The organism is Vibrio sp. R10-SG-ISO4, assembly GCF_059834135.1.
Genome location: NZ_JCBDHJ010000018.1, coordinates 407,276 through 426,005, shown reverse-complemented (window position 1 = coordinate 426,005; position 18,730 = coordinate 407,276). Strand labels below are relative to the sequence as shown.

The following is an 18,730-nucleotide window of genomic DNA, read 5'->3' as shown; positions in this document are numbered from 1 at the left end:
TTACTTCGTGTCGCCGATGAGGTTCTGCCCAAGCTTGCGCGCGCAGAAAATGAGTTGGCAAGCCTCAAAGAAGACGTCAACGGACGCCTGCACATGGCGATAGACTGCCACTCCTGCTTTCAGTGGTTGATGCCTGCGCTGCGTGAGTATCAAATTGCATGGCCCAGTGTTACACTCGATTTTTCATCGGGTTTCTCGTTTGAACCCCTACCCGCATTGATCAGTGGCGAGTTGGATCTGGTCATTACTTCAGATATTCAACCGCGCTCTGAAATTCACTATGAACCGCTCTTCGACTTTGAAATGCGCTTAATCACCTCGACCACGCACCCGCTTGCAACAAAAACCCGTATCGAGCCACGCGAGCTTGAAGGCGAAACCATGATTTCCTATCCAGTGCAGAAAAAACGCTTAGATGTAGTGAAACACTTTTTGACTCCGGCGGGGGTGGAGCCGGCAAAGTGGAAACAAGCAGACAATACGCTGATGTTGGTACAGATGGTGTCCGCGGGGCTCGGTATCGCGGCGCTACCTAACTGGGCGATCAGTGAATTTTCTCGTCAAGGTTTGATCACCAGTATTCCTTTGGGATCCGGACTGTGGCGTCGACTGTTCGCGGCTACCAGAGACAGTGATAAGGGCAAACGCTATTTACAAGCGTTTTTCCATACCGCTCGGCAACAGTCGAAAAGTCATTTAGAGGGCATAAAAACGGTGTAACCTCTAAAGGTTACACCGAGACAGTTCGTCGCGCCGATACCTGGCTTCGCTGTCAGGCATTGAACCGACATCGACGCTGAATTGAGTGAAGTCCTATCGTTGGTTCGACTTGAACTGGTTGGTGAGCGGGTCATATTGGTAGCCAAGCACATCCAATTTGCCAATCACTGTCTCTGCATCCATTTCATAGGTGCTTACCAACTCTTCGAGACTGTCACATTCCAGTCTCAGTTTCTCGTTCACGATACCAAGTAAAATCGTGCTATCGAAACGGCCAACATTACTAAGATCCATCGCTGCGCTCCTTTGTCGTGTTGATAACACAAGCTTAGACCTTCAGCAGAAAAATAACAGTGACCGAGACTAAAGAACGAATAAGCCCTGGTTAACCGTCACCGCACCCAGCAGCATCACCAGTGCAACCGCCAACTGCGGCTTAGTGATGCTTTTACTGAGCAACATATGCCAGCTCCAGACCACCACAGCACTGATAAGCAGCGCAAAACTGACCATCAACGGCTGCGTTGCCATGGTGAGTGTCTGCTCGTCCAATGCCGACGCTTTAAGCAGCACAGCAATGCTCATCATCATCGCAGAAGCCACCCCCGCGACAGGTAAAATTCGATGAAACGCTTGCAATCTCGTTTTTGCCACCGTCAACAGCAAATGGGCAAACAATCCGCCTAGCAACACAATCTGAACCAAAACACTCAATCCAGAGGCAAAGCTCGATTGTTCAGTGATCATGATTCCAACGTAAGCCAGCGCTAAACCATTCGCCAAGTACATCACCCATAACGGTCCTTGCACTCGTGTTTTCTTAGTTTGAACCTGAGAATAGAAATAGCCGATAGCGAACACCACCATCATGGCTTCAATACGTAAGGAGGCGACCGCTAACCACAAAATCGCGATCGCGGGTAATACCTTATGAATACGCCCACGCTGGCCCGGGCAGATGTCCCCTTTAACGAGAATAAGGGTTAAGATCAATTGCGCGCCGAGCAACATCGGTGCGAAAGAGGCAAGCAAATCAGGAATCATAATCTGTCAGATAATTGAATGAACAAGGCGCGAATCATAACAGACTGGTGAGATGCTTCAATACAGTGCGCTGCTCGACAATGCCTTTGAACGTGCCATCCTTGTCGACCAACACCCAGGGAAAGTGCGGGTACTGCTCCAACAGTGCCGCCATACTATCGAGCGGGGTTTGCCAATAGATGATCGCCGCAGGCGGCGACATAATACGGTTCGCGGTTTTCAGCCACATGTTGCGCTCTTTGCTGCTTTCTAAATCGGTGCCCATGGTAGGCGTCAGGTGTAAATTCATCGAAGCGCGCTCGATCACACCCAGACATTCCCCTTCATCGATCACAGGTAAGGCTTGTATCGTTTTGTCCTGAAATTTCTGATAAATCAGTGACAGCGCCACCGTAGGGCTAAGGTGGCTGACGTTGGGCGATACCAAATCCGCTAATGATGGCTCACCGCTGCTTGAACGTGGCGCATCGGGCAATTGGCAGTAGTCCTCAACCAATCTAAGGTCATCAAGGCTCATCGGCTTTGAAAAGTAGTAACCTTGAACATAATTGACGCCGAGCCTGGCAATCACCTGGTACTCTTGTTCCGTTTCCACCCCCTCTGCCACGACCCTGAGGCCAAGCTTTTGTGCTAGCTTAGTGATGGAAGCCACTAAATGGTACTTACGGCTGGTTTCACTGATACCACTCACAAACACCCGATCAATCTTCAACACATCAAAATAGCTGCGATTGAGATACTCAAATGACGCACTACCTGTGCCAAAATCATCCACAGCGATGAGCACACCTGCCTCTCGTATCGCCGACAACATCGATTCTTGATAGCTGTCACTCTCAAAATAGGCGCTTTCGGTAAACTCGATGGTTAATCGATCAGGGTCAATTTTCAATCTGTCCACCATCTGCACCGTACGGCCCAAGACTTCACCAATATCGTGTTTTGAGTTGAGGGAGCGGTTAACAGACAAGCCCACTTGAGCGCCAAAGCGCTTTTGTAATTCGGGCAGCATCGACATTGCTCGATGGCAAATCATATCATCGAGCTCAACGATCAAATCAAGGTCTTCAATGACACTCACCATCTCTTGCGTATTAGTGTTCAATTGATCATTGATTGGAAAACGGCACAGCGCTTCAAACTTATCAATCTGACCCGATTTAATATCCACCAAAGGCTGGAAGTGGACATCCACCAGACCACCTTTCACGCACTTGATCGCGAACTCCTCCAACGCTTTCTTGCGCTCTTGTGCTTGATGCATCTCTCGGTCGAAAAACGCAATACGTTTGCCTTCACTCTGGTTCAGCTCCAGTAACGCCTGAGTCGCATGGGAAATCAAACGCGAAGGGTTATTCGCATCGACCCCCAGTACCGATACCCCGGTTAATCCGTCACGCAATGCCAAGGCAATCTCTCCTTGGGCACGCTTGAAAAGGTGAAAAAAGTTCTTCACCGCTTTGCGTACTTCTCGAATTCGCTCTTCGGCGGTGGATTCCGCTATCGACAAACACACCGCAAAACGACCATTACCCAAATAGCCGCAGCTTGCCACTTTGGTGCTCTCAATCAAATAACTGGCAAATTGCTTTTTGACTTGGTGCGCTTTGTCGGCAGGAAACTTTGGCTGCAATACCAACATCACCGCATTCAACGCATCCGGCGCTTGCTCACATTGTTGCTCCAGTTCGGCAATGAAACTGTCTCGAGAGGGTAATAAGGTCAGTAGATCAATACCATCGGTTTCCAAGCCATCAATTTTATCGAGCTGCTTGGAGAGATCAGACGTAACACCAATATAGATACGCTCGCCACTGGATCGCTCAATCGCCGTAATTGAGAGCTCTTGTGGCACGGTGGAGCCATCCGCTTTCAAGGTGATGATCGGTCCGCTCCACGCCCCACAACGATTTACACTCGCCCACATCGCTTCATAAAATTCGTCACTCAACTTGTCGGCATTAAAAATACTGGTTTTCAAACCCACAATTTCATTGAGTAAATAGCCAGTATTTTGTTCGAAGCGACGATTACACGCCAAAATGCGAGTTTGCGCGTCGGTGATGACCACACCGCGCGTCTCACTTTCAAATGCGGAGCAAAACAGGTCACTGGCGTCCGAGCGGGAACCGATCACCAGACGTGGAGAAAAGCAGCCTGAAAGCACGTTGGTCGCTTCTCTGTTGACGTCAAACTCAACGTAAGCGAACACGGCATGAGGGATCAGCAAACAACAATGGAACCTGTCCATCTCACCGGTTTTCAGCACCGACTTGAACACACTCTGACAGCGCTTACGGTGTAACGTAGGAAGCAGCTTGAATAACTGCTTCGCCGAAACGCTCGCCACATTCTGGCCAAACAACAGCTGCATCGCATCGGGATCGCAACTAAAAGTCTGGTTGTTAAGGTCCAAACGCCAATCAAACGTGCTGTACTTGGGGTGATTAGAAGGCTCTGCTGTGGTTTCAAGCGCATGCACTTGAAAATTATCTTCCATGCTCGTAAACACCTGTGTGGTTTATGTTGATGAGGTTAATTTTAGACTGGATGCTCGAAATTATCCGTTAACCTGACGTGTTTATACGTAAAAAAATGAGGGCTATGTTGAGGTAGATAGATGAATGACAAGCCGCTATAATTCGCGCTCCCTGGCACAGAGAGCAAAATATGTTCAACGATATTACCCCGATTCACCAACACAAAAAGTACTGGGCCGAGTGTTTTGGCACCGCGCCATTCCTTCCGACCAGTCGCAAGGAAATGGATGCTTTAGGTTGGGATAGCTGTGACATCATCATCGTCACAGGCGACGCCTATGTAGATCATCCCAGTTTTGGTATGGCCATCATCGGACGTCTTTTGGAAGCCCAAGGGTTTCGTGTCGGGATTATTGCTCAGCCAGAATGGCAAACCAAAGATGCCTTTATGGCGCTTGGCAAACCTAACCTTTTTTTCGGCATCACCGCCGGCAACATGGACTCGATGATCAACCGTTACACGGCGGATCGCAAATTACGCCATGATGACGCCTATACCCCAAACAACGAAGGGGGCAAGCGCCCAGATCGTGCCACACTGGTCTACTCGCAGCGCTGTCGTGAAGCCTACAAAGGTGTGCCTATCGTACTCGGGGGTATTGAAGCCAGCTTACGTCGCCTTGCGCACTACGACTACTGGTCAGATAAAGTGCGTCGCTCCATTTTGTTTGATGCCAAAGCCGATATTTTGCTGTTTGGTAACGCAGAACGCGCACTGGTTGAAGTCGCACACCGTTTAGCCGACGGCGAAGCGATCGCGGATATGACCAATATTCGTGGTACCGCGGTGAACTTGGCGGCCGAGCCAGAAGGTTACACCATCATCGACTCATCACGTATTGAGAAGCCCCGTAAAGAGGCGTTTATTCCGCCAAACCCTTACGTGGTGGAAGAGCAGTGCGACACCAAAGCGAAACAAGAAGAGACAAAGCCACAACCGATCACGATTCGCCCTTCTCGACACGATGCGAAAACCACCGCAGTGCGCCTGCCTCATTTTGAAAAACTCAACAATGACCGCATACTTTACGCGCACGCCAGTCGCATCATGCACCTTGAGACAAACCCGTACTCAGGACGCGCTCTGATTCAAAAGCACGGTGACCGAGAGCTGTGGGTCAACCAAGCGCCAATTCCTCTGACCACAGAAGAGATGGACTACGTGTTTGGTCTGCCTTATGCACGCGTGCCTCATCCGATGTACGGCAAAGCAAAAATTCCTGCCTATGACATGATCAAGACGTCAGTCAACATCATGCGTGGCTGTTTTGGCGGCTGTTCATTCTGCTCCATTACCGAGCACGAAGGCCGCATCATTCAAAACCGCTCTCAAGAGTCTATTTTGAATGAGTTGGAAGAAATTCGAGACAAAGTGCCCGGCTTTACCGGAACCATTTCTGATTTGGGCGGCCCTACGGCTAACATGTATCGCCTCGGCTGTAGCGATCCGAAAGCGGAAATCAACTGTCGTCGTCCATCGTGCGTCTTCCCTGGCATCTGTAATAAACTCAATACTGACCATAAGCACACCATCGACCTTTACCGCGCGGCGCGTAAAGTCGAGGGGATCAACAAGGTGATGATCGCCTCTGGTGTGCGTTATGACTTGGCGATAGAATCCCCAGAGTACGTTAAGGAGTTGGTTACGCACCACGTGGGCGGCTACCTGAAAATTGCACCAGAGCATACCGAGAAAGGTCCGCTTGATCTGATGATGAAGCCGGGCATAGGTGCCTACGACCGTTTCAAAGAGATGTTCGAAAAATACAGTGCAGAAGCAGGCAAGAAGCAATATCTGATTCCCTACTTCATCTCCGCCCACCCTGGCACAGAAGATGAAGACATGCTCAATCTCGCCCTTTGGCTGAAAAAGAATGACTTTGAGTGCGATCAAGTGCAGAACTTCTACCCATCACCGATGTGTAATGCGACCTCAATGTACTACTCAGAGACGAATCCACTCAAGCGCGTTAAATATAAGCAGCGTGAAGTGGTGCCCGTTGCGAAAGGAGAGCGCCAGCGTCGTTTGCACAAAGCTCTGCTGCGCTATCACGATCCGCAAAACTGGCCACTGATTCGTGAAGCGCTGATCAGCATGGGTAAAAAGCACCTGATCGGTGACAAGCCGAGTTGTCTCGTTCCGGCTGAAGACATTTCCGCCCAGACGCCTGCACAACGCAGAAAGTCCGGACGTCACGGCTCCAATCGCTTTGCTACTAAGCACACGAAATCTCAGCCTGGCTTTGAAAAAATGCATGGCAGTGAAAAAGGTAAAGCGAGTAAAAACAGCGGAAATAAGAAAGGCAAAGCGCCAGCGGGTAAAGCCTCACGCGATCATGTGATTGCAGAGCAAGGCCGATCCAATGGCCAAGGCAAGCGAAAACCCAAACACCGCTAATAAATGATGATCAAAAAAAGGGGCAAACGCCCCTTTTTTTAATCTCTATTTTAAGCAACGCGGTAGAAATACCGTTATGCGTTGGCTTTTTCAAACTCAGCCATAAAGTCCACCAAGGCTTGTACACCCTCGAGCGACATCGCGTTGTAGATCGATGCACGCATCCCTCCGACCGCGCGGTGACCTTTGAGTGCCACCAAACCGCGGGCTTTCGCTTGCTCTAGGAACAGACTGTCCAACTCCGGCTTTTTCAGTTGGAAAGGCACGTTCATGCGTGAACGGTTGTCGGAATGCACGTTGTTGATGTAAAAATCTGACTGGTCAATGTAGTTGTAGAGTGTCGCGGCTTTTTGTTGGTTGATTTTCTCCATAGCCGCCACGCCCCCTTGCTCTTTCAACCACTTAAACACCAACCCAGAGAGGTACCAAGCAAACGTCGGCGGTGTATTAAACATCGACTCTTTTTCCGCCAAAATTTTGTAGTTTAAAAAGCTTGGCAGCACCTCACTGGCAAGCTCCAGTAAGTCATCACGTACAATCGCGATACAGATACCGGCTGGGCCAATGTTCTTCTGCGCGCCTGCGTAAATCACCCCATATTTCGACACATCAATCTCACGTGACAAAATGTTGGAGGACATGTCCGCCACAATCGGCTTGTCAGTCACGGGCAGTTCGCTGATCTCGATACCATCGATGGTTTCGTTAGGACAAAAATGGACATAAGCACTGTCTGCATCGATACGCCACTCGCTCGCGGCGACGACAGCAAGTTTGCCGTCTTTCTCTGTTTTTGCAGAGAATGCGTCAACATCACAGTACTTCTGCGCTTCTTCTATCGCACTTTGTGCCCAGTAACCGGCATCAATGTAAGTGGCTTTGCGCGCACTACCGAGCAAGTTAAGCGGCACGGCGGCGAACTGAGCGCGCGCGCCACCCTGGCAGAAAAGGACTTTGTAGTTGTCTGGGATATTCAGCAGATCACGTAAATCCTGCTCAGCTTCCTCAGCGACTTGAATAAACTCTTTACTGCGATGGCTGATCTCCATAACCGAAGTGCCAAGCGCGTTCCAGTTAACAAATTCTGCTTGCGCTTTTTCCATCACGGCTTTAGGTAGCGCCGCTGGACCTGCACTGAAGTTATATACGTTGTCCATTTCACATTCCTTGATCATTCTGAGAGATTGCTAGGATTAATAGCACGTTTTCTACGAGATAAAAAGCAAGAAAAGAGGTGTTACGACCTCTTTTCTTGCTTAGTGGTTTGTTTTCCTAACTATGGCTGCATCATTGCAGAGAGAAACAAGGTCATCAAGGGTATTTTCTGGCCATTGTTAAACACCAAATTCCCCTGCTCAAGGGTGGCTTGGATTTGGTAGCCTTGCTGGGTTTGTGAGATAAACTCCATCACAATCGCTTCATCAACACCCTGCTTAATAAACGGATACTGTTCAACAAGTTGGTTGGAGAAAAAGGTATTAATCTCGCCCGTCAACGCTGGGATTACCATCATAGGGTTTTGTGAGATGCCAGAGGTACCTTCTGGTACTGCCACAGTCCAAGTAGAATCGAACACTGCGCCGTCACCCAAATCGACATCCAATTTGTTCATAGTGAGATAAAACCCTTTGGTAAACAGGGTCTCAACTTGGGAAATTGCTTGCTCAATCTCATTTTCACTGAGAACAGGGTTGTTTTGATAGATATTCACTAAATGGTCGAACGATTCCATATCTAAACCACCAAAAGTCAGATCGAAACCAACACTTTTCACTTCGCCCTCTTGACCGATAACATCGTTAAGACGAACAACATGCTGACTGCTGACGGTTTGATTCACTTCGTCCATAGAGCTGGTGACGCGGTATTGACCTTGCTTGAGGCCAAGCCACACCGCTTGAGCCGGATCCGTCAACGTCACTTCATCGACAGATAGGGTCTGCTCACCTAACCAAAAGCTGCCCTGTTTCTTACCACTGCCACTGCCTTTTAAACCCACAATATGCAGCGACTCGCCGTGGTTAAAGTCGATATCCGCAGCGGGCATATCCAGCTCGTAGCTCACTTCACCTAGCACAGTGATCTGACCGCTCAGCGTCGATGGCGACATCGACAACACCGCGTTATCGGCCCCTTGCGCGACATAATTCCAACTGTCCATAGATACGGTATAACGAGTATTGCCGTTGAGTTGGGTTGAGGTGTGCAGCGTCAATGGAATGGCTTCTAGCCCTTCGATGACCGAATCGGCGTCAAGGCTCACCAAGCCATGAGTCAAATCACTGTGAACGATAAACTCGCTGGGTAAGCCATCTTGAGCCATTTGGGCGGCGAGCTCTTGATCGTGAGTCACATAGCGGGTGGTCACCTTTGAGGAAAGGTAGCCTCTATCGTAACTGACGACGTCGGCACTGATGGCCGCGCTGTTTAGGTGACGAATGCCATCTTGAATAACATTTTGACCAATTTGCCCCACGGCCAATGGCCAACAAAGGGCGAGAGAAATGGCACCACCGATGGCGCCAATCTTTTTAAGCTGATGCATGTACGTGTCCGATAAGGAGATTTGTCCCAAGTCTACACCAAAAAACATTGAGATAAATCAGAGTATTGTCTTTCTCTCGATTTTGGCAAAGATTCTATTACTCAGCTCTCAACATGGTTTGGTAAGGCTTGTTACAGTGGATCATGTGTTGGTTTCCAAAAAATGAAAACGCCGTGAATCATTACGCATTATTGTGCCTTGACAACAACCCTGTGAGCGTTGAAATCCTGCGACGTGAACTTGCGACCTTTGCGCCTAAATTCGACATTTACACTGCCGATACCATCGAGGACGCCCACTCGATTCTCGAGTTCTGCATCGAGAGACAACAGGAGATGGCGTTAGTGATCGCCAGTCACCATGAGCAGTTTGATGGCGCCAGCTTCTTGATTCACCTTGATAAGTCCCCTCAAACACGCTTAGCAAGAAAAGTGCTCGTCAGTTGTGGGCAGGATATTCAAGCCATTTTATCCGCAGTCAATGATGGCCGCCTTGACCACTGCTTAACCAAGCCTTTGCAAGATAATGTGGTCGAACGTACCGCATTGAAAGAACTGACCACATTCGTGCTCGAAAACGATTGCGACAACCTGCTCAGCTATAGCCAAGTTCTAGACCAACACCGCCTACTTCGCGCCCACATCGATCAGAAGATGCGAAGCTATCGCGAGGGCTTTATCAGCGATCACCACACGCTGACCGACCAACAATTAGCAGAACAAGTGACCGGTGCTCTGCGCGAATTTTTTGCTGACCAAGATGATACCAACGCATGTCGTACCTACTCCGCCGACCATCTGTTAACCAAAGAAGGCGAGGAAAACCGCTTTCTGTGGTTCATCACCGAAGGCCAAGTGGCACTGTACAAAAAAGATGATCTCGGCATTCAGCGTGAAGTCGTCCGACACAGTCAGGGCAGCATCGTGGGCGGGATGTCCTTTGTCACCGGCGAAGCGTCATTCTCGACCGCCATAACTTTGACGAAAACAGAAGTCATCAAACTCGATCGTGACGTCTTCGCCAAAGTCATGCACTCCAATACTGCGCTGCTGCCACTATTTACCAATTTACTACTGCGCCATTTCAATCGCCGTTTGCAACGCAGCATTACCACCAAACTTGAGTTGCAAAAAACCCTGGAGTCGCTGGAACTGGCCCACCAACAACTGATCGAAAGAGAAAAAATGGCCATGTTGGGACAACTTGTTGCAGGGGTTGCCCATGAGCTCAATAACCCGATTGCCGCAATACTGCGCGGCACAGATACCATCACTGACAAAATCCATCAGTTGATCGCCCATCAAGGGGACGAGCCGATACAAGCATTGGGGAGCGAGATTCTCACTCATGCACTTACTGCACGGCCCCGCTCCACCTCACAAGAGCGCGAGCTCGCCGCCGCCGCTGAAAAGCGCGTCTCTGATCGCCGCGTGGCAAAAAAGCTGGTCAAGCTAGGGCTCAATGAGGATAAGCAGTGGTTAACGCGCGCAAAACGTCACCCGCAGCAGACGCTAAGCCAACTCACCGATCTCGAAGCCTATCAACTCACGGGGGCTACTCTGCGCTCGATCCATGTCTGCGCGCAGCGCATTGCAGATATGGTCAAGAGCCTGAAAGGTTACGCGAGACCCGATGATGAATCTTTTCATTTGAGTGACATACACGAAGGGTTGGAAGACACCTTAGTGATCTTTGAAAACAAATTAAAATTCCATCATGTTGAAAAGCACTATGGCGACATCCCTCTCATTTCCTGTCAGCCTATCGCGCTGCAACAAGTGTGGACCAATCTTATCTCCAACGCGATTGATGTCTTTCCTGCCAAAGGTGTGTTGGAGATCTCCACCACCCTTCATGACGACAACTGGCTAGAAGTGGCGTTTAAAGACAACGGATGTGGTATTCCCAAAGCGCAACTGGATAAAATTTTTACTCTCAATTTCACCACCAAAAAAGAAGGCAATTTTGGCCTAGGTATTGGCTTATCGGTCTGTCAGCAAATTGTCCTGCAACACGGTGGCAGGATAGAAGTGGTCTCACTCACCGAAGAGGAGTGCCACCATCACCCAGAGTTGGCCCCCTATACTAAGATGTCGGTTTGGCTGCCAGTCAACCCCATGTCTCACACAACAAGGACTCATGTATGAACAACTATCTCATTTTGTGCGTGGATGACGAGCGAGAAGTCCTCGATAGCGTAGTGCAAGATTTGGATTGCTTTGAAGAGACGTTTGTACTCGAGGCGGCAGAGTCGGTCGCAGAAGCCAAACAGATCATTCAGTCGGCGGCTAAAGAAGGTACCCGTTTGGCGCTGATTCTCTGCGATCACATTATGCCAGAGCAGACGGGCATCCAGTTCCTGATTGAATTGAATGAGCAAGAAGAGACAAAGTCGACGCGAAAATTACTTCTCACCGGACAAGCGGGGCTAGAAGATACCGTGGAAGCGATTAATCACTCGAGCCTCGACTTTTACATCGCGAAGCCCTGGCGCGGAGAGGAGTTGCGAAGCGTGATCAAAGAGCAACTCACCCAATTTGTAATCGACAATGAGCCCAATCCGCTCCACTGGGCATCGACGCTCGATACAGAAGCCATCTTTGCCGCGATAGCGAAAAACCGTTTGGACTTGGGTGAATAAACGACCACCTTAGCCATTCACTGGCTAAATCTTGGCATATCACTTGCTAAATGCTAGATATATCGACAAAACAATGACATTTAGTGTAGTGGCATTCGCTATGATGCATTATTATGTTGACACATCGTCATAGCGACACTCTCGCTAAAGACCAAGGAAATTAACAAGATAAAGGTTTATCGTCCATTATGCGTAAAACAATTTTAGCAGCGGCGCTAGTGCTTGCATCTGGCCAATCATTTGCTGAGGACCCAAACAGCCCAGCGGTTATGAGTAACTTTAGTTACGACTACTTCGAAGCTCGTATCGGCGCAAGCCCAGTGACCTTCGGTGGTGGCGTGAGCAAGTCCATCCACCCTAACGCACACTTTATTGCTCGCATTGACTCAGAGTTTGAAGGCGATTACGACTCAGCGGTCGGTCTTGGCTTTCACGCACCGATCAACAACTGGGCGGATCTGACCGGTTCGATGCTCTTCCGTATGGTGGATTTCAATGGTCGCAACAACAAGAGCACTGAAACAGGCATGCAGCTTAACTTAGGCGTTCGTCAGTGGCTTGGGCCACAACTTGAAGTCGGCGGTGGCGGCGGTTACTTATCGCTCGACGATAAAGACCAATGGTTAGGCTCTGTCTACGCACGTTTCCACTCCACCGAATTGTTCTCTCTCGGTGCAGAAGCTCGAATCAACGACTTCTATGGCGACCAATTGATGTTTACCACGCGTTTCAAGTTCTAACACATCACGCTCATCAACGTGTATTGATAAGCAGCGCTCAAAGCGCTGCTTTTTATTGTCCGCAAGTTTTATTTCCAACGCAGCACCTTGATTTAACCCACATTTCTCTTTCGCCCGTAAAACTTTTGTTTTTTTTCGTTCATAATGAATGAATCGCAATGCGGCTCCGGTCTACTTGTTTATCGCAACCATTCAATACGTTCATCAGAAAGGATACTCATGACAAGGTTTATCACACTCTTCACCTCGCTTCTTGTGGCGTTTAGTAGCCTAGCGGCCGACAACTGGAATCAAGTAGTTGAAAAAGCCAAAGGGCAAACTGTCTATTTTCATGCTTGGGGTGGCAGCCAGGAGATCAACAACTACTTGCGCTGGGCAAGTTCTGAACTAGAGCGTCAATACGGCGTGACTCTGAAACACGTCAAAGTGACGGACATTGCCGAGACCACGACTCGCCTGATTGCTGAAAAAGCGGCAGACAAAAACAGCGGGGGCAGCGTTGATATGGTCTGGATCAACGGTGAAAACTTTAAATCGATGAAAAACAACGCTCTGCTTTATGGTCCATTTGTTGAATCGCTCCCCAATTGGCAGTACGTCGATAAGTCACTGCCCGTTGACAGTGATTTTTCAGAGCCAACACTTGGCCTTGAAGCACCTTGGGGGGTAGGACAGCTGGTGTTTATCCATGACACCACCACACTGAATAATCCGCCCGCCTCTTTTAGTGAACTGCTAAGCTACGCTAAGGCCTACCCTAATCGTGTCAGCTACCCTCGCCCGCCCGAATTTCACGGCACAAGTTTTTTAAAAGCGCTGATGATTGAACTGACTAACAATGATCCATCGCTCACCAAGCCCGTGTCTGAGGCCCAGTTTGATGCAGTGACGGCATCACTTTGGCAATATCTCGATGAGTTTCATACGGTCGCGTGGCGTCAAGGGAAGCAATTTCCATCGGGCACGGCAGAGACTTTGCAATTGCTCGACGACGGACAGTTAGACTTGGCGATTACCTTTAATCCCAATGCGGTTTTTTCCGCTCAAGCAAGCGGAAAGCTTGCCCCAACCACGGCGGCCTATGCGATGGAGAGCGGCGCCCTGTCTAACATTCACTTCTTAGCGATTCCTTGGAACGCCAATGCGCCCGAGGGCGCTAAGGTGGCGATTAACTTCTTACTCAGCCCAGAAGCGCAATCACGCAAAGGAGATTTGAATGTGTGGGGCGATCCGTCAGTGCTTAAGAATGAGGTGTTACAGGGCAGCGCGAAAAATACAACGCTGTTTAAATCTGTGGCGGAGCCGCACCCAAGTTGGCAATCCGCACTCGAAGTCGAGTGGCAGAAACGCTACGGCCAGTAGCCAGCAAACCAATACGAGAGCCAGATGTTTAGAGCGACGTATTTAATTGTTTTACTGATCTGCATCATGCCCATTATGCCCGGCATATTGGGTGTGATGCTCTCTTCTTTGGGGTATATGCCGGTCATCGGCTTTGACCAAATCACATTAGCCGCGTATGACACTGTGTTGCAATGGCCGGGAGTGGGACGCGCCATCGGCAGTACCCTGACCAGCGCACTGGTGAGTACCTATCTTGCCTGCGCCATCACCTTTGCCATCTTACAAAGTTTGTGGATGAACAAACATTGGCGCAAGGTAGAGTTGCTGCTCTCCCCCTTATTGGCGATGCCCCACGTCGCGTTTGCCATTGGCTTTGCCTTTCTCTTCTCCCCGACCGGCTTGCTGGCACGATGGGCGAATCAATGGTTGATGATGAGCAGTGATACGCACAATGCAGCCTGGTTGATCCATGACCCTTACGCCGCAGGCCTAACGATAGCTCTCGCACTCAAAGAGGTACCCTTCTTACTCTTAATGAGTATCCCGGTACTTGGCCAGCTTAACCTTCCTAAGCTCGCCCAGGTGTCTCATTCGCTCGGATATTCGTGCGCACAAATGTGGTGGAAAGTGGTGCTACCACAATGGCTGAGAAAAATGCGCTTCCCTCTGTTTGCCGTGATCGCCTACGGCGTATCCGTGGTCGATTTAAGCCTGATTTTGGGACCCACCAACCCGCCCACCTTTGCAGTGATGATTTGGCAGTGGTTTAACGATCCTGATCTCAACGTCTTACCTCGCGCCGCTGCAGGCGCCGTTACCCTGTTTGCCATCGCATCAAGTTTGCTGCTTGCTGTGGTCGTGATTGAAAAAGCAATCACGCAATTCTGGTCAAGCTGGCAATATTCTGGCCGCGCCGGATTGGCTTTACCTGGCAAATCTGTGTTCACTCTAAGTGCACTGCTTGCCGCGTCAATGCTGCCCATCATGCTGGTGTGGAGCGTCGCACAGCGTTGGCGTTTTCCGGACTTATTGCCCACGTCTTGGAGTGGCAGATTTTGGCACAATGAGTGGCAGAACGTGTTACCAACCATCAGCGACAGCTTACTGCTGGCGCTTATCGCGACCACCATTGCCCTAATTGCTGCCTTGGTATGCCATGAGTACCGACTGCGATCGCGTTTGCATGTACCTGGATTTGTCATCGCCTTGCCCATGTTGATCCCACAGCTCTCTATCTTGTTCGGCTTACAAGTGGTCACACTATGTATCAACAGTGATCTCTACTGGGTATGGACAGTCTGGGCACACGTGTTCTTTGCGTTTCCTTTTGTCTACCTCGCCCTCGATGGGCCTTGGCGAAGTTACAATCTCAACTATACCAAGGCAGCGTTGTCACTCGGCAAATCGCCACTGAGCGTCTTTTTCACCATCAAGGCGCGACTGCTGTTTCCTGCAATCTGTTACGCTTGGGCGGTGGGGGCCAGTGTCAGCCTCGCCCAGTATTTACCGACCTTGATGCTCGGCGCAGGTAGAATCGCGACGATCACCACCGAAGCTGTGGCACTTTCCAGTGGCTTTGATCGCCGTGTCACCGCCATTTACGCAATCTGGCAAGCCTTGCTCCCCTTTGTCTTTTTTAGTGGTGCCTTGCTGTTGAGCCGCGCTGTCACCCGGAGAACAACGCGCCGAGTATCAGAAAGCGCCGTAAGCGCCACTCTCACATCCAATGCTGTAAAGGAAGATTCCACTCATGACGCTCTATCTCAAAAACCTCGCCATCCATAATCGACAAGGAGAGGCACTACTGCATGACCTTGATTTAACGATAGAAAATGCTGAAGTCGTCTGTGTCATGGGCCCTAGCGGCTGTGGAAAGTCGACACTACTGAATTTGATTGCGGGTCACCTCAGTGATGACTTTCAGGCGCAAGGAGAGATCATTCTTGATGAGCGAGAGATCAATCAGGTTGAGGCCCACCAGCGAGAAGTAGGGATTTTATTTCAAGATGATCTCTTGTTTCCTCACCTTAATGTTTGGCAAAACCTCGCCTTTGCTCTGCCCAATCAAATTAAAGGTCAGCAACGAAAAAAAGACGCACTGCAAGCCCTTCAGAGTGTCGGCTTGGACGCGTTAGCGAACCAATATCCTGAGCATATTTCTGGTGGTCAGCGTGCTCGTGTCAGCCTGATCCGCATGTTGCTGGCTAAGCCTAAATTGGCGCTACTTGATGAGCCGTTTAGCAAACTCGATCAACAGCTCAGAGTCCAGTTTCGTGACTGGGTGTTTTCACAGCTAAGCAAAGCGCGCATCCCCACGCTACTGGTCACCCACGATGAACAAGATGTGCCGCCCGAGGGACGTATTTTGCATTGGCGTTGGGGGAAATAATCATGCTCGATAGAGTGAGTATTCGCGTGATACGTGCACCGCTAACCCTAGCGGCTAAAGGATTGGATAAGCTTGGTGTGACGGCCAACCAAACCACACTATGTGGATTTTTTCTTGGCGTTTTGGCTTTGCCAGCGCTGATCGTTTCTCGCTACGATTTGGCGCTGTTTTTCATCGTCGTCAATCGACTCTGTGATGGCTTAGATGGCGCGCTGGCACGTAGACAAGGGATCACCGATGCGGGTGGATTTTTAGATATCAGCCTCGATTTTCTGTTCTACTCTTTAGTGCCATTTGGTTTTGTCTTGGCCAACCCAGAGCAGAACGCCGTTGCGGGAGCCTTTTTGATTTTCTCATTCATCGGCACCGGCTCAAGTTTTCTCGCCTTCGCCGTTTTGGCAAGTAAACGAGGTATTGAGAACCCGATCTACTCTCACAAGTCGCTCTACTACATGAGTGGGTTAACAGAGGGCACAGAGACCATCGCCTGCTTTATTCTGTTCTGCCTATTACCTGAACACTTCGCCCTGATAGCCTATGTGTTTGGCGCGGCATGCTGGTTTACCACCTTCACACGGATTTATTCTGGCTTCCATACACTGAAATCAGTGCCATAAAGCAGACATCTTGAAGTCATCAACTCACTGCCAACCCTCGCTTGAAAATCAGGCTTCATCATCCGCTCTATAACTCTATTGTTCGATGACTGGGGGTTAGCGAAAACGCAGTACTTTCAGCGCAGCCTCATCGTCGACATCGGCAAATTCAGGTGGGTTCGCTAGGCGCTCAACAAACGATAGTTGCGGCGCCTCACTTTGCATACCATCAATAAGGAATTGGCTTGTCACTTGCGGTGAGTTCACACACGCCAGCACTTCACCGTCTTGCGCCAATAAATCGGGCAAGCGACGCAAAATCTTTTGGTAATCTTTCGTCAGCGCGAAACTGCCTTTTTGAAACGACGGTGGATCGATAATCACTAAATCATACGGACCACTTTTCTTGATTTTTCCCCACGATTTGAAGATGTCATGGGCCAAGAACTTCACTTGATTGAGATTGTGGCCATTGAGTCTGTGGTTATCTCGTCCTTTGCTCAATGACGCCTTGGCCATATCGACGTTGACCACTTGATCGGCGCCGCCTTCTATAGCGGCGACGGAGAAGCCACAGGTATAAGCAAACAAGTTAAGCACGTTTTTATGGCGCGCGTTCGCTTTGACCCAATCCCGGCCAAAGCGCATATCGAGAAACAACCCGAAGTTTTGATTTCGACCAATATCGAGCTGATACTTCAGTCCAGATTCCACCACCACAGGGTGACGGTCTAACTCACCGAACAACACTTCCGTAGGCGCACCTTCACTGTATCGGTGTTGAATCACCACTGAACGCCCGCATTTTTCACGCCAAACATCGCGCTCGGTCATGGCGATAAGCGCCGCTTTAAGTGCCTGCAAACTCTCGTCGCTGACAGGTTTAAACAGGTTCACCATCAACTGACCATTGACCCAATCACAGGTGATTTGCTCTAGCCCTTCATACTGACGTCCGCGACCGTGAAATAGACGTCGAACTTCATCGCTCGCCTCTGACAACGCATGGGTCAACTGTGTGATCAATGATTCAATGGGCAGTAATTGCATAGGTCGTTATCCGTTATTTGATTAGCCGTTATTTAATGGTTGGCCAGTTGAGTGTCCAAGGCGTCAGCCAAGCGTCGATACTTTTTGATACTGGTGCCTCACGCCATTTATTCCCCAGCGTCTCGTACTCGCGTGGGTCACAGACAAACTGGTAGCGCTCACCTTGATAGTCAAAGCCGAGCGCAAACGCGTGTAAGTAGCCTCTATCGGCTTGGGAGCTGGCATTATAGATTGGATCACCCACAATGGCCGAGCCAATAGATTTTAGCGCTACCCGAATCTGATGAGTTTTTCCAGTATGTGGCTTACACAAAAACAGACGCTCGCCAGGCATCGCCGCGGCAGAGAAAAACTGTGTCAGCGCTGGGTTACACTGTGTATTGATTAACTTCCAACTTGCTCGGCGCGATCGCGTCATGTCACCACTGATCAATCCCTGCTTCTTTTTTGGTTTTTTGCTGCCGATTGCCAGATAAAACTTACTCACCGTTCGTTTCGCAAACAGCGCTGATAGCTCACTCGCGGCCTGACTGTTTCTACCTAGAAGCAATAACCCGGAGGTCATCTTGTCAAGGCGATGGATAAGATAGAGTTTGTCATCCCCCGAGAGACTCGCGATAGCTTGCAGAAGCAGCGTATCACCGTCGTCTTTGTGTACGGAGACACCGGGGTGTTTGTTGATGATAAGAAAGTCTGGGTGAGTGTGTAGAATATCAAACATAG

16 protein-coding genes are annotated in these 18,730 nt (G+C 49.7%); 9 read left to right on the top strand and 7 right to left on the bottom strand.

Annotated elements, in window-relative coordinates:
• The coding region (locus AC6R03_RS14870; RefSeq protein WP_500653671.1) for a LysR substrate-binding domain-containing protein at window positions 1–720 on the top strand (720 nt) is incomplete at its 5' end.
• A 93-nt stretch (window positions 721–813) separates the two neighbouring features.
• On the opposite strand, the gene AC6R03_RS14865 is transcribed toward AC6R03_RS14870, so the two are convergent.
• The 3 genes from AC6R03_RS14865 to AC6R03_RS14855 all read right to left on the bottom strand — a co-directional run bounded on the left by AC6R03_RS14865 (window position 814) and on the right by AC6R03_RS14855 (window position 4,264).
• Window positions 814–1,014 carry a DUF4250 domain-containing protein gene (locus AC6R03_RS14865; protein WP_334550693.1) on the bottom strand — a complete coding sequence of 67 codons (201 nt, stop codon included), beginning with the start codon at window positions 1,012–1,014 and terminating at the stop codon, window positions 814–816.
• Between the two features lie 69 nt (window positions 1,015–1,083).
• Window positions 1,084–1,764, bottom strand: a complete 681-nt coding sequence (locus tag AC6R03_RS14860; protein WP_500631589.1) for an HI_1241 family integral membrane domain — start codon at window positions 1,762–1,764, stop codon at window positions 1,084–1,086.
• 34 nt (window positions 1,765–1,798) lie between these two features.
• Window positions 1,799–4,264, bottom strand: a complete 2,466-nt coding sequence (locus AC6R03_RS14855) for an EAL domain-containing protein (protein ID WP_500631590.1) — start codon at window positions 4,262–4,264, stop codon at window positions 1,799–1,801.
• 170 nt (window positions 4,265–4,434) lie between these two features.
• Here AC6R03_RS14855 and AC6R03_RS14850 point away from each other — a divergent pair, with 170 nt between their 5' ends.
• Window positions 4,435–6,702, top strand: coding sequence for a YgiQ family radical SAM protein (locus AC6R03_RS14850; protein WP_500631591.1), 2,268 nt, complete (start codon window positions 4,435–4,437; stop codon window positions 6,700–6,702).
• 74 nt (window positions 6,703–6,776) lie between these two features.
• Here the strand turns inward: AC6R03_RS14850 and serC are convergent, their stop codons facing one another.
• A complete protein-coding gene (gene serC / locus AC6R03_RS14845) occupies window positions 6,777–7,859 on the bottom strand; it encodes a 3-phosphoserine/phosphohydroxythreonine transaminase (protein WP_487902080.1) in 1,083 nt (360 codons plus the stop codon).
• Between the two features lie 119 nt (window positions 7,860–7,978).
• Window positions 7,979–9,247, bottom strand: a complete 1,269-nt coding sequence (locus AC6R03_RS14840) for a DUF945 family protein (protein ID WP_500631592.1) — start codon at window positions 9,245–9,247, stop codon at window positions 7,979–7,981.
• A gap of 173 nt (window positions 9,248–9,420) precedes the next feature.
• Here AC6R03_RS14840 and AC6R03_RS14835 point away from each other — a divergent pair, with 173 nt between their 5' ends.
• From AC6R03_RS14835 to AC6R03_RS14805, 7 genes are all read left to right on the top strand, one after another.
• On the top strand, window positions 9,421–11,394 hold the full coding sequence (locus AC6R03_RS14835) for an ATP-binding protein (RefSeq protein ID WP_500631593.1): 1,974 nt from the start codon (window positions 9,421–9,423) through the stop codon (window positions 11,392–11,394).
• On the top strand, window positions 11,391–11,888 hold the full coding sequence (locus AC6R03_RS14830; protein ID WP_500631594.1) for a response regulator: 498 nt from the start codon (window positions 11,391–11,393) through the stop codon (window positions 11,886–11,888). Before AC6R03_RS14835 ends, AC6R03_RS14830 begins: the two co-directional genes overlap by 4 nt.
• Window positions 11,889–12,076: 188 nt before the next feature.
• Window positions 12,077–12,628 (top strand): hypothetical protein, encoded by a 552-nt coding sequence (locus AC6R03_RS14825; RefSeq protein ID WP_500626877.1) that lies wholly within the window; start codon window positions 12,077–12,079, stop codon window positions 12,626–12,628.
• A gap of 219 nt (window positions 12,629–12,847) precedes the next feature.
• The gene (locus AC6R03_RS14820; RefSeq protein ID WP_500631595.1) at window positions 12,848–13,990 is read left to right on the top strand and encodes an ABC transporter substrate-binding protein; all 1,143 of its coding nucleotides are present in this window, start codon (window positions 12,848–12,850) and stop codon (window positions 13,988–13,990) included.
• Window positions 13,991–14,014: 24 nt separating this feature from the next.
• The gene (locus tag AC6R03_RS14815) at window positions 14,015–15,757 is read left to right on the top strand and encodes an ABC transporter permease (RefSeq protein ID WP_500631596.1); all 1,743 of its coding nucleotides are present in this window, start codon (window positions 14,015–14,017) and stop codon (window positions 15,755–15,757) included.
• Window positions 15,723–16,361: an ATP-binding cassette domain-containing protein gene (locus tag AC6R03_RS14810; RefSeq protein ID WP_500631597.1), complete on the top strand. Its 639-nt coding sequence runs from the start codon at window positions 15,723–15,725 to the stop codon at window positions 16,359–16,361. Before AC6R03_RS14815 ends, AC6R03_RS14810 begins: the two co-directional genes overlap by 35 nt.
• 2 nt (window positions 16,362–16,363) lie before the next feature.
• Window positions 16,364–16,978, top strand: coding sequence for a CDP-alcohol phosphatidyltransferase family protein (locus AC6R03_RS14805; protein ID WP_500631598.1), 615 nt, complete (start codon window positions 16,364–16,366; stop codon window positions 16,976–16,978).
• A 96-nt stretch (window positions 16,979–17,074) separates the two neighbouring features.
• On the opposite strand, the gene AC6R03_RS14800 is transcribed toward AC6R03_RS14805, so the two are convergent.
• Window positions 17,075–18,007, bottom strand: a complete 933-nt coding sequence (locus AC6R03_RS14800) for a class I SAM-dependent methyltransferase (protein WP_500631599.1) — start codon at window positions 18,005–18,007, stop codon at window positions 17,075–17,077.
• 28 nt (window positions 18,008–18,035) lie between these two features.
• Complete coding sequence (locus AC6R03_RS14795; protein ID WP_500631600.1) at window positions 18,036–18,728, bottom strand: TIGR01621 family pseudouridine synthase; 693 nt, start codon at window positions 18,726–18,728, stop codon at window positions 18,036–18,038.
• Window positions 18,729–18,730: the final 2 nt, after the last annotated feature.

Coding starts and splice junctions, on each gene's coding strand:
- AC6R03_RS14840 (WP_500631592.1), bottom strand. CDS start 9,247: ATGCATCAGCTTAAAAAGATTGGCGCCATCGGTGGTGCCATTTCTCTC.
- AC6R03_RS14825 (WP_500626877.1), top strand. CDS start 12,077: ATGCGTAAAACAATTTTAGCAGCGGCGCTAGTGCTTGCATCTGGCCAA.
- AC6R03_RS14820 (WP_500631595.1), top strand. CDS start 12,848: ATGACAAGGTTTATCACACTCTTCACCTCGCTTCTTGTGGCGTTTAGT.
- AC6R03_RS14860 (WP_500631589.1), bottom strand. CDS start 1,764: ATGATTCCTGATTTGCTTGCCTCTTTCGCACCGATGTTGCTCGGCGCG.
- AC6R03_RS14795 (WP_500631600.1), bottom strand. CDS start 18,728: ATGTTTGATATTCTACACACTCACCCAGACTTTCTTATCATCAACAAA.
- AC6R03_RS14850 (WP_500631591.1), top strand. CDS start 4,435: ATGTTCAACGATATTACCCCGATTCACCAACACAAAAAGTACTGGGCC.
- serC (WP_487902080.1), bottom strand. CDS start 7,859: ATGGACAACGTATATAACTTCAGTGCAGGTCCAGCGGCGCTACCTAAA.
- AC6R03_RS14815 (WP_500631596.1), top strand. CDS start 14,015: ATGTTTAGAGCGACGTATTTAATTGTTTTACTGATCTGCATCATGCCC.
- AC6R03_RS14800 (WP_500631599.1), bottom strand. CDS start 18,007: ATGCAATTACTGCCCATTGAATCATTGATCACACAGTTGACCCATGCG.
- AC6R03_RS14865 (WP_334550693.1), bottom strand. CDS start 1,014: ATGGATCTTAGTAATGTTGGCCGTTTCGATAGCACGATTTTACTTGGT.
- AC6R03_RS14830 (WP_500631594.1), top strand. CDS start 11,391: ATGAACAACTATCTCATTTTGTGCGTGGATGACGAGCGAGAAGTCCTC.
- AC6R03_RS14855 (WP_500631590.1), bottom strand. CDS start 4,264: ATGGAAGATAATTTTCAAGTGCATGCGCTTGAAACCACAGCAGAGCCT.
- AC6R03_RS14805 (WP_500631598.1), top strand. CDS start 16,364: ATGCTCGATAGAGTGAGTATTCGCGTGATACGTGCACCGCTAACCCTA.
- AC6R03_RS14810 (WP_500631597.1), top strand. CDS start 15,723: ATGACGCTCTATCTCAAAAACCTCGCCATCCATAATCGACAAGGAGAG.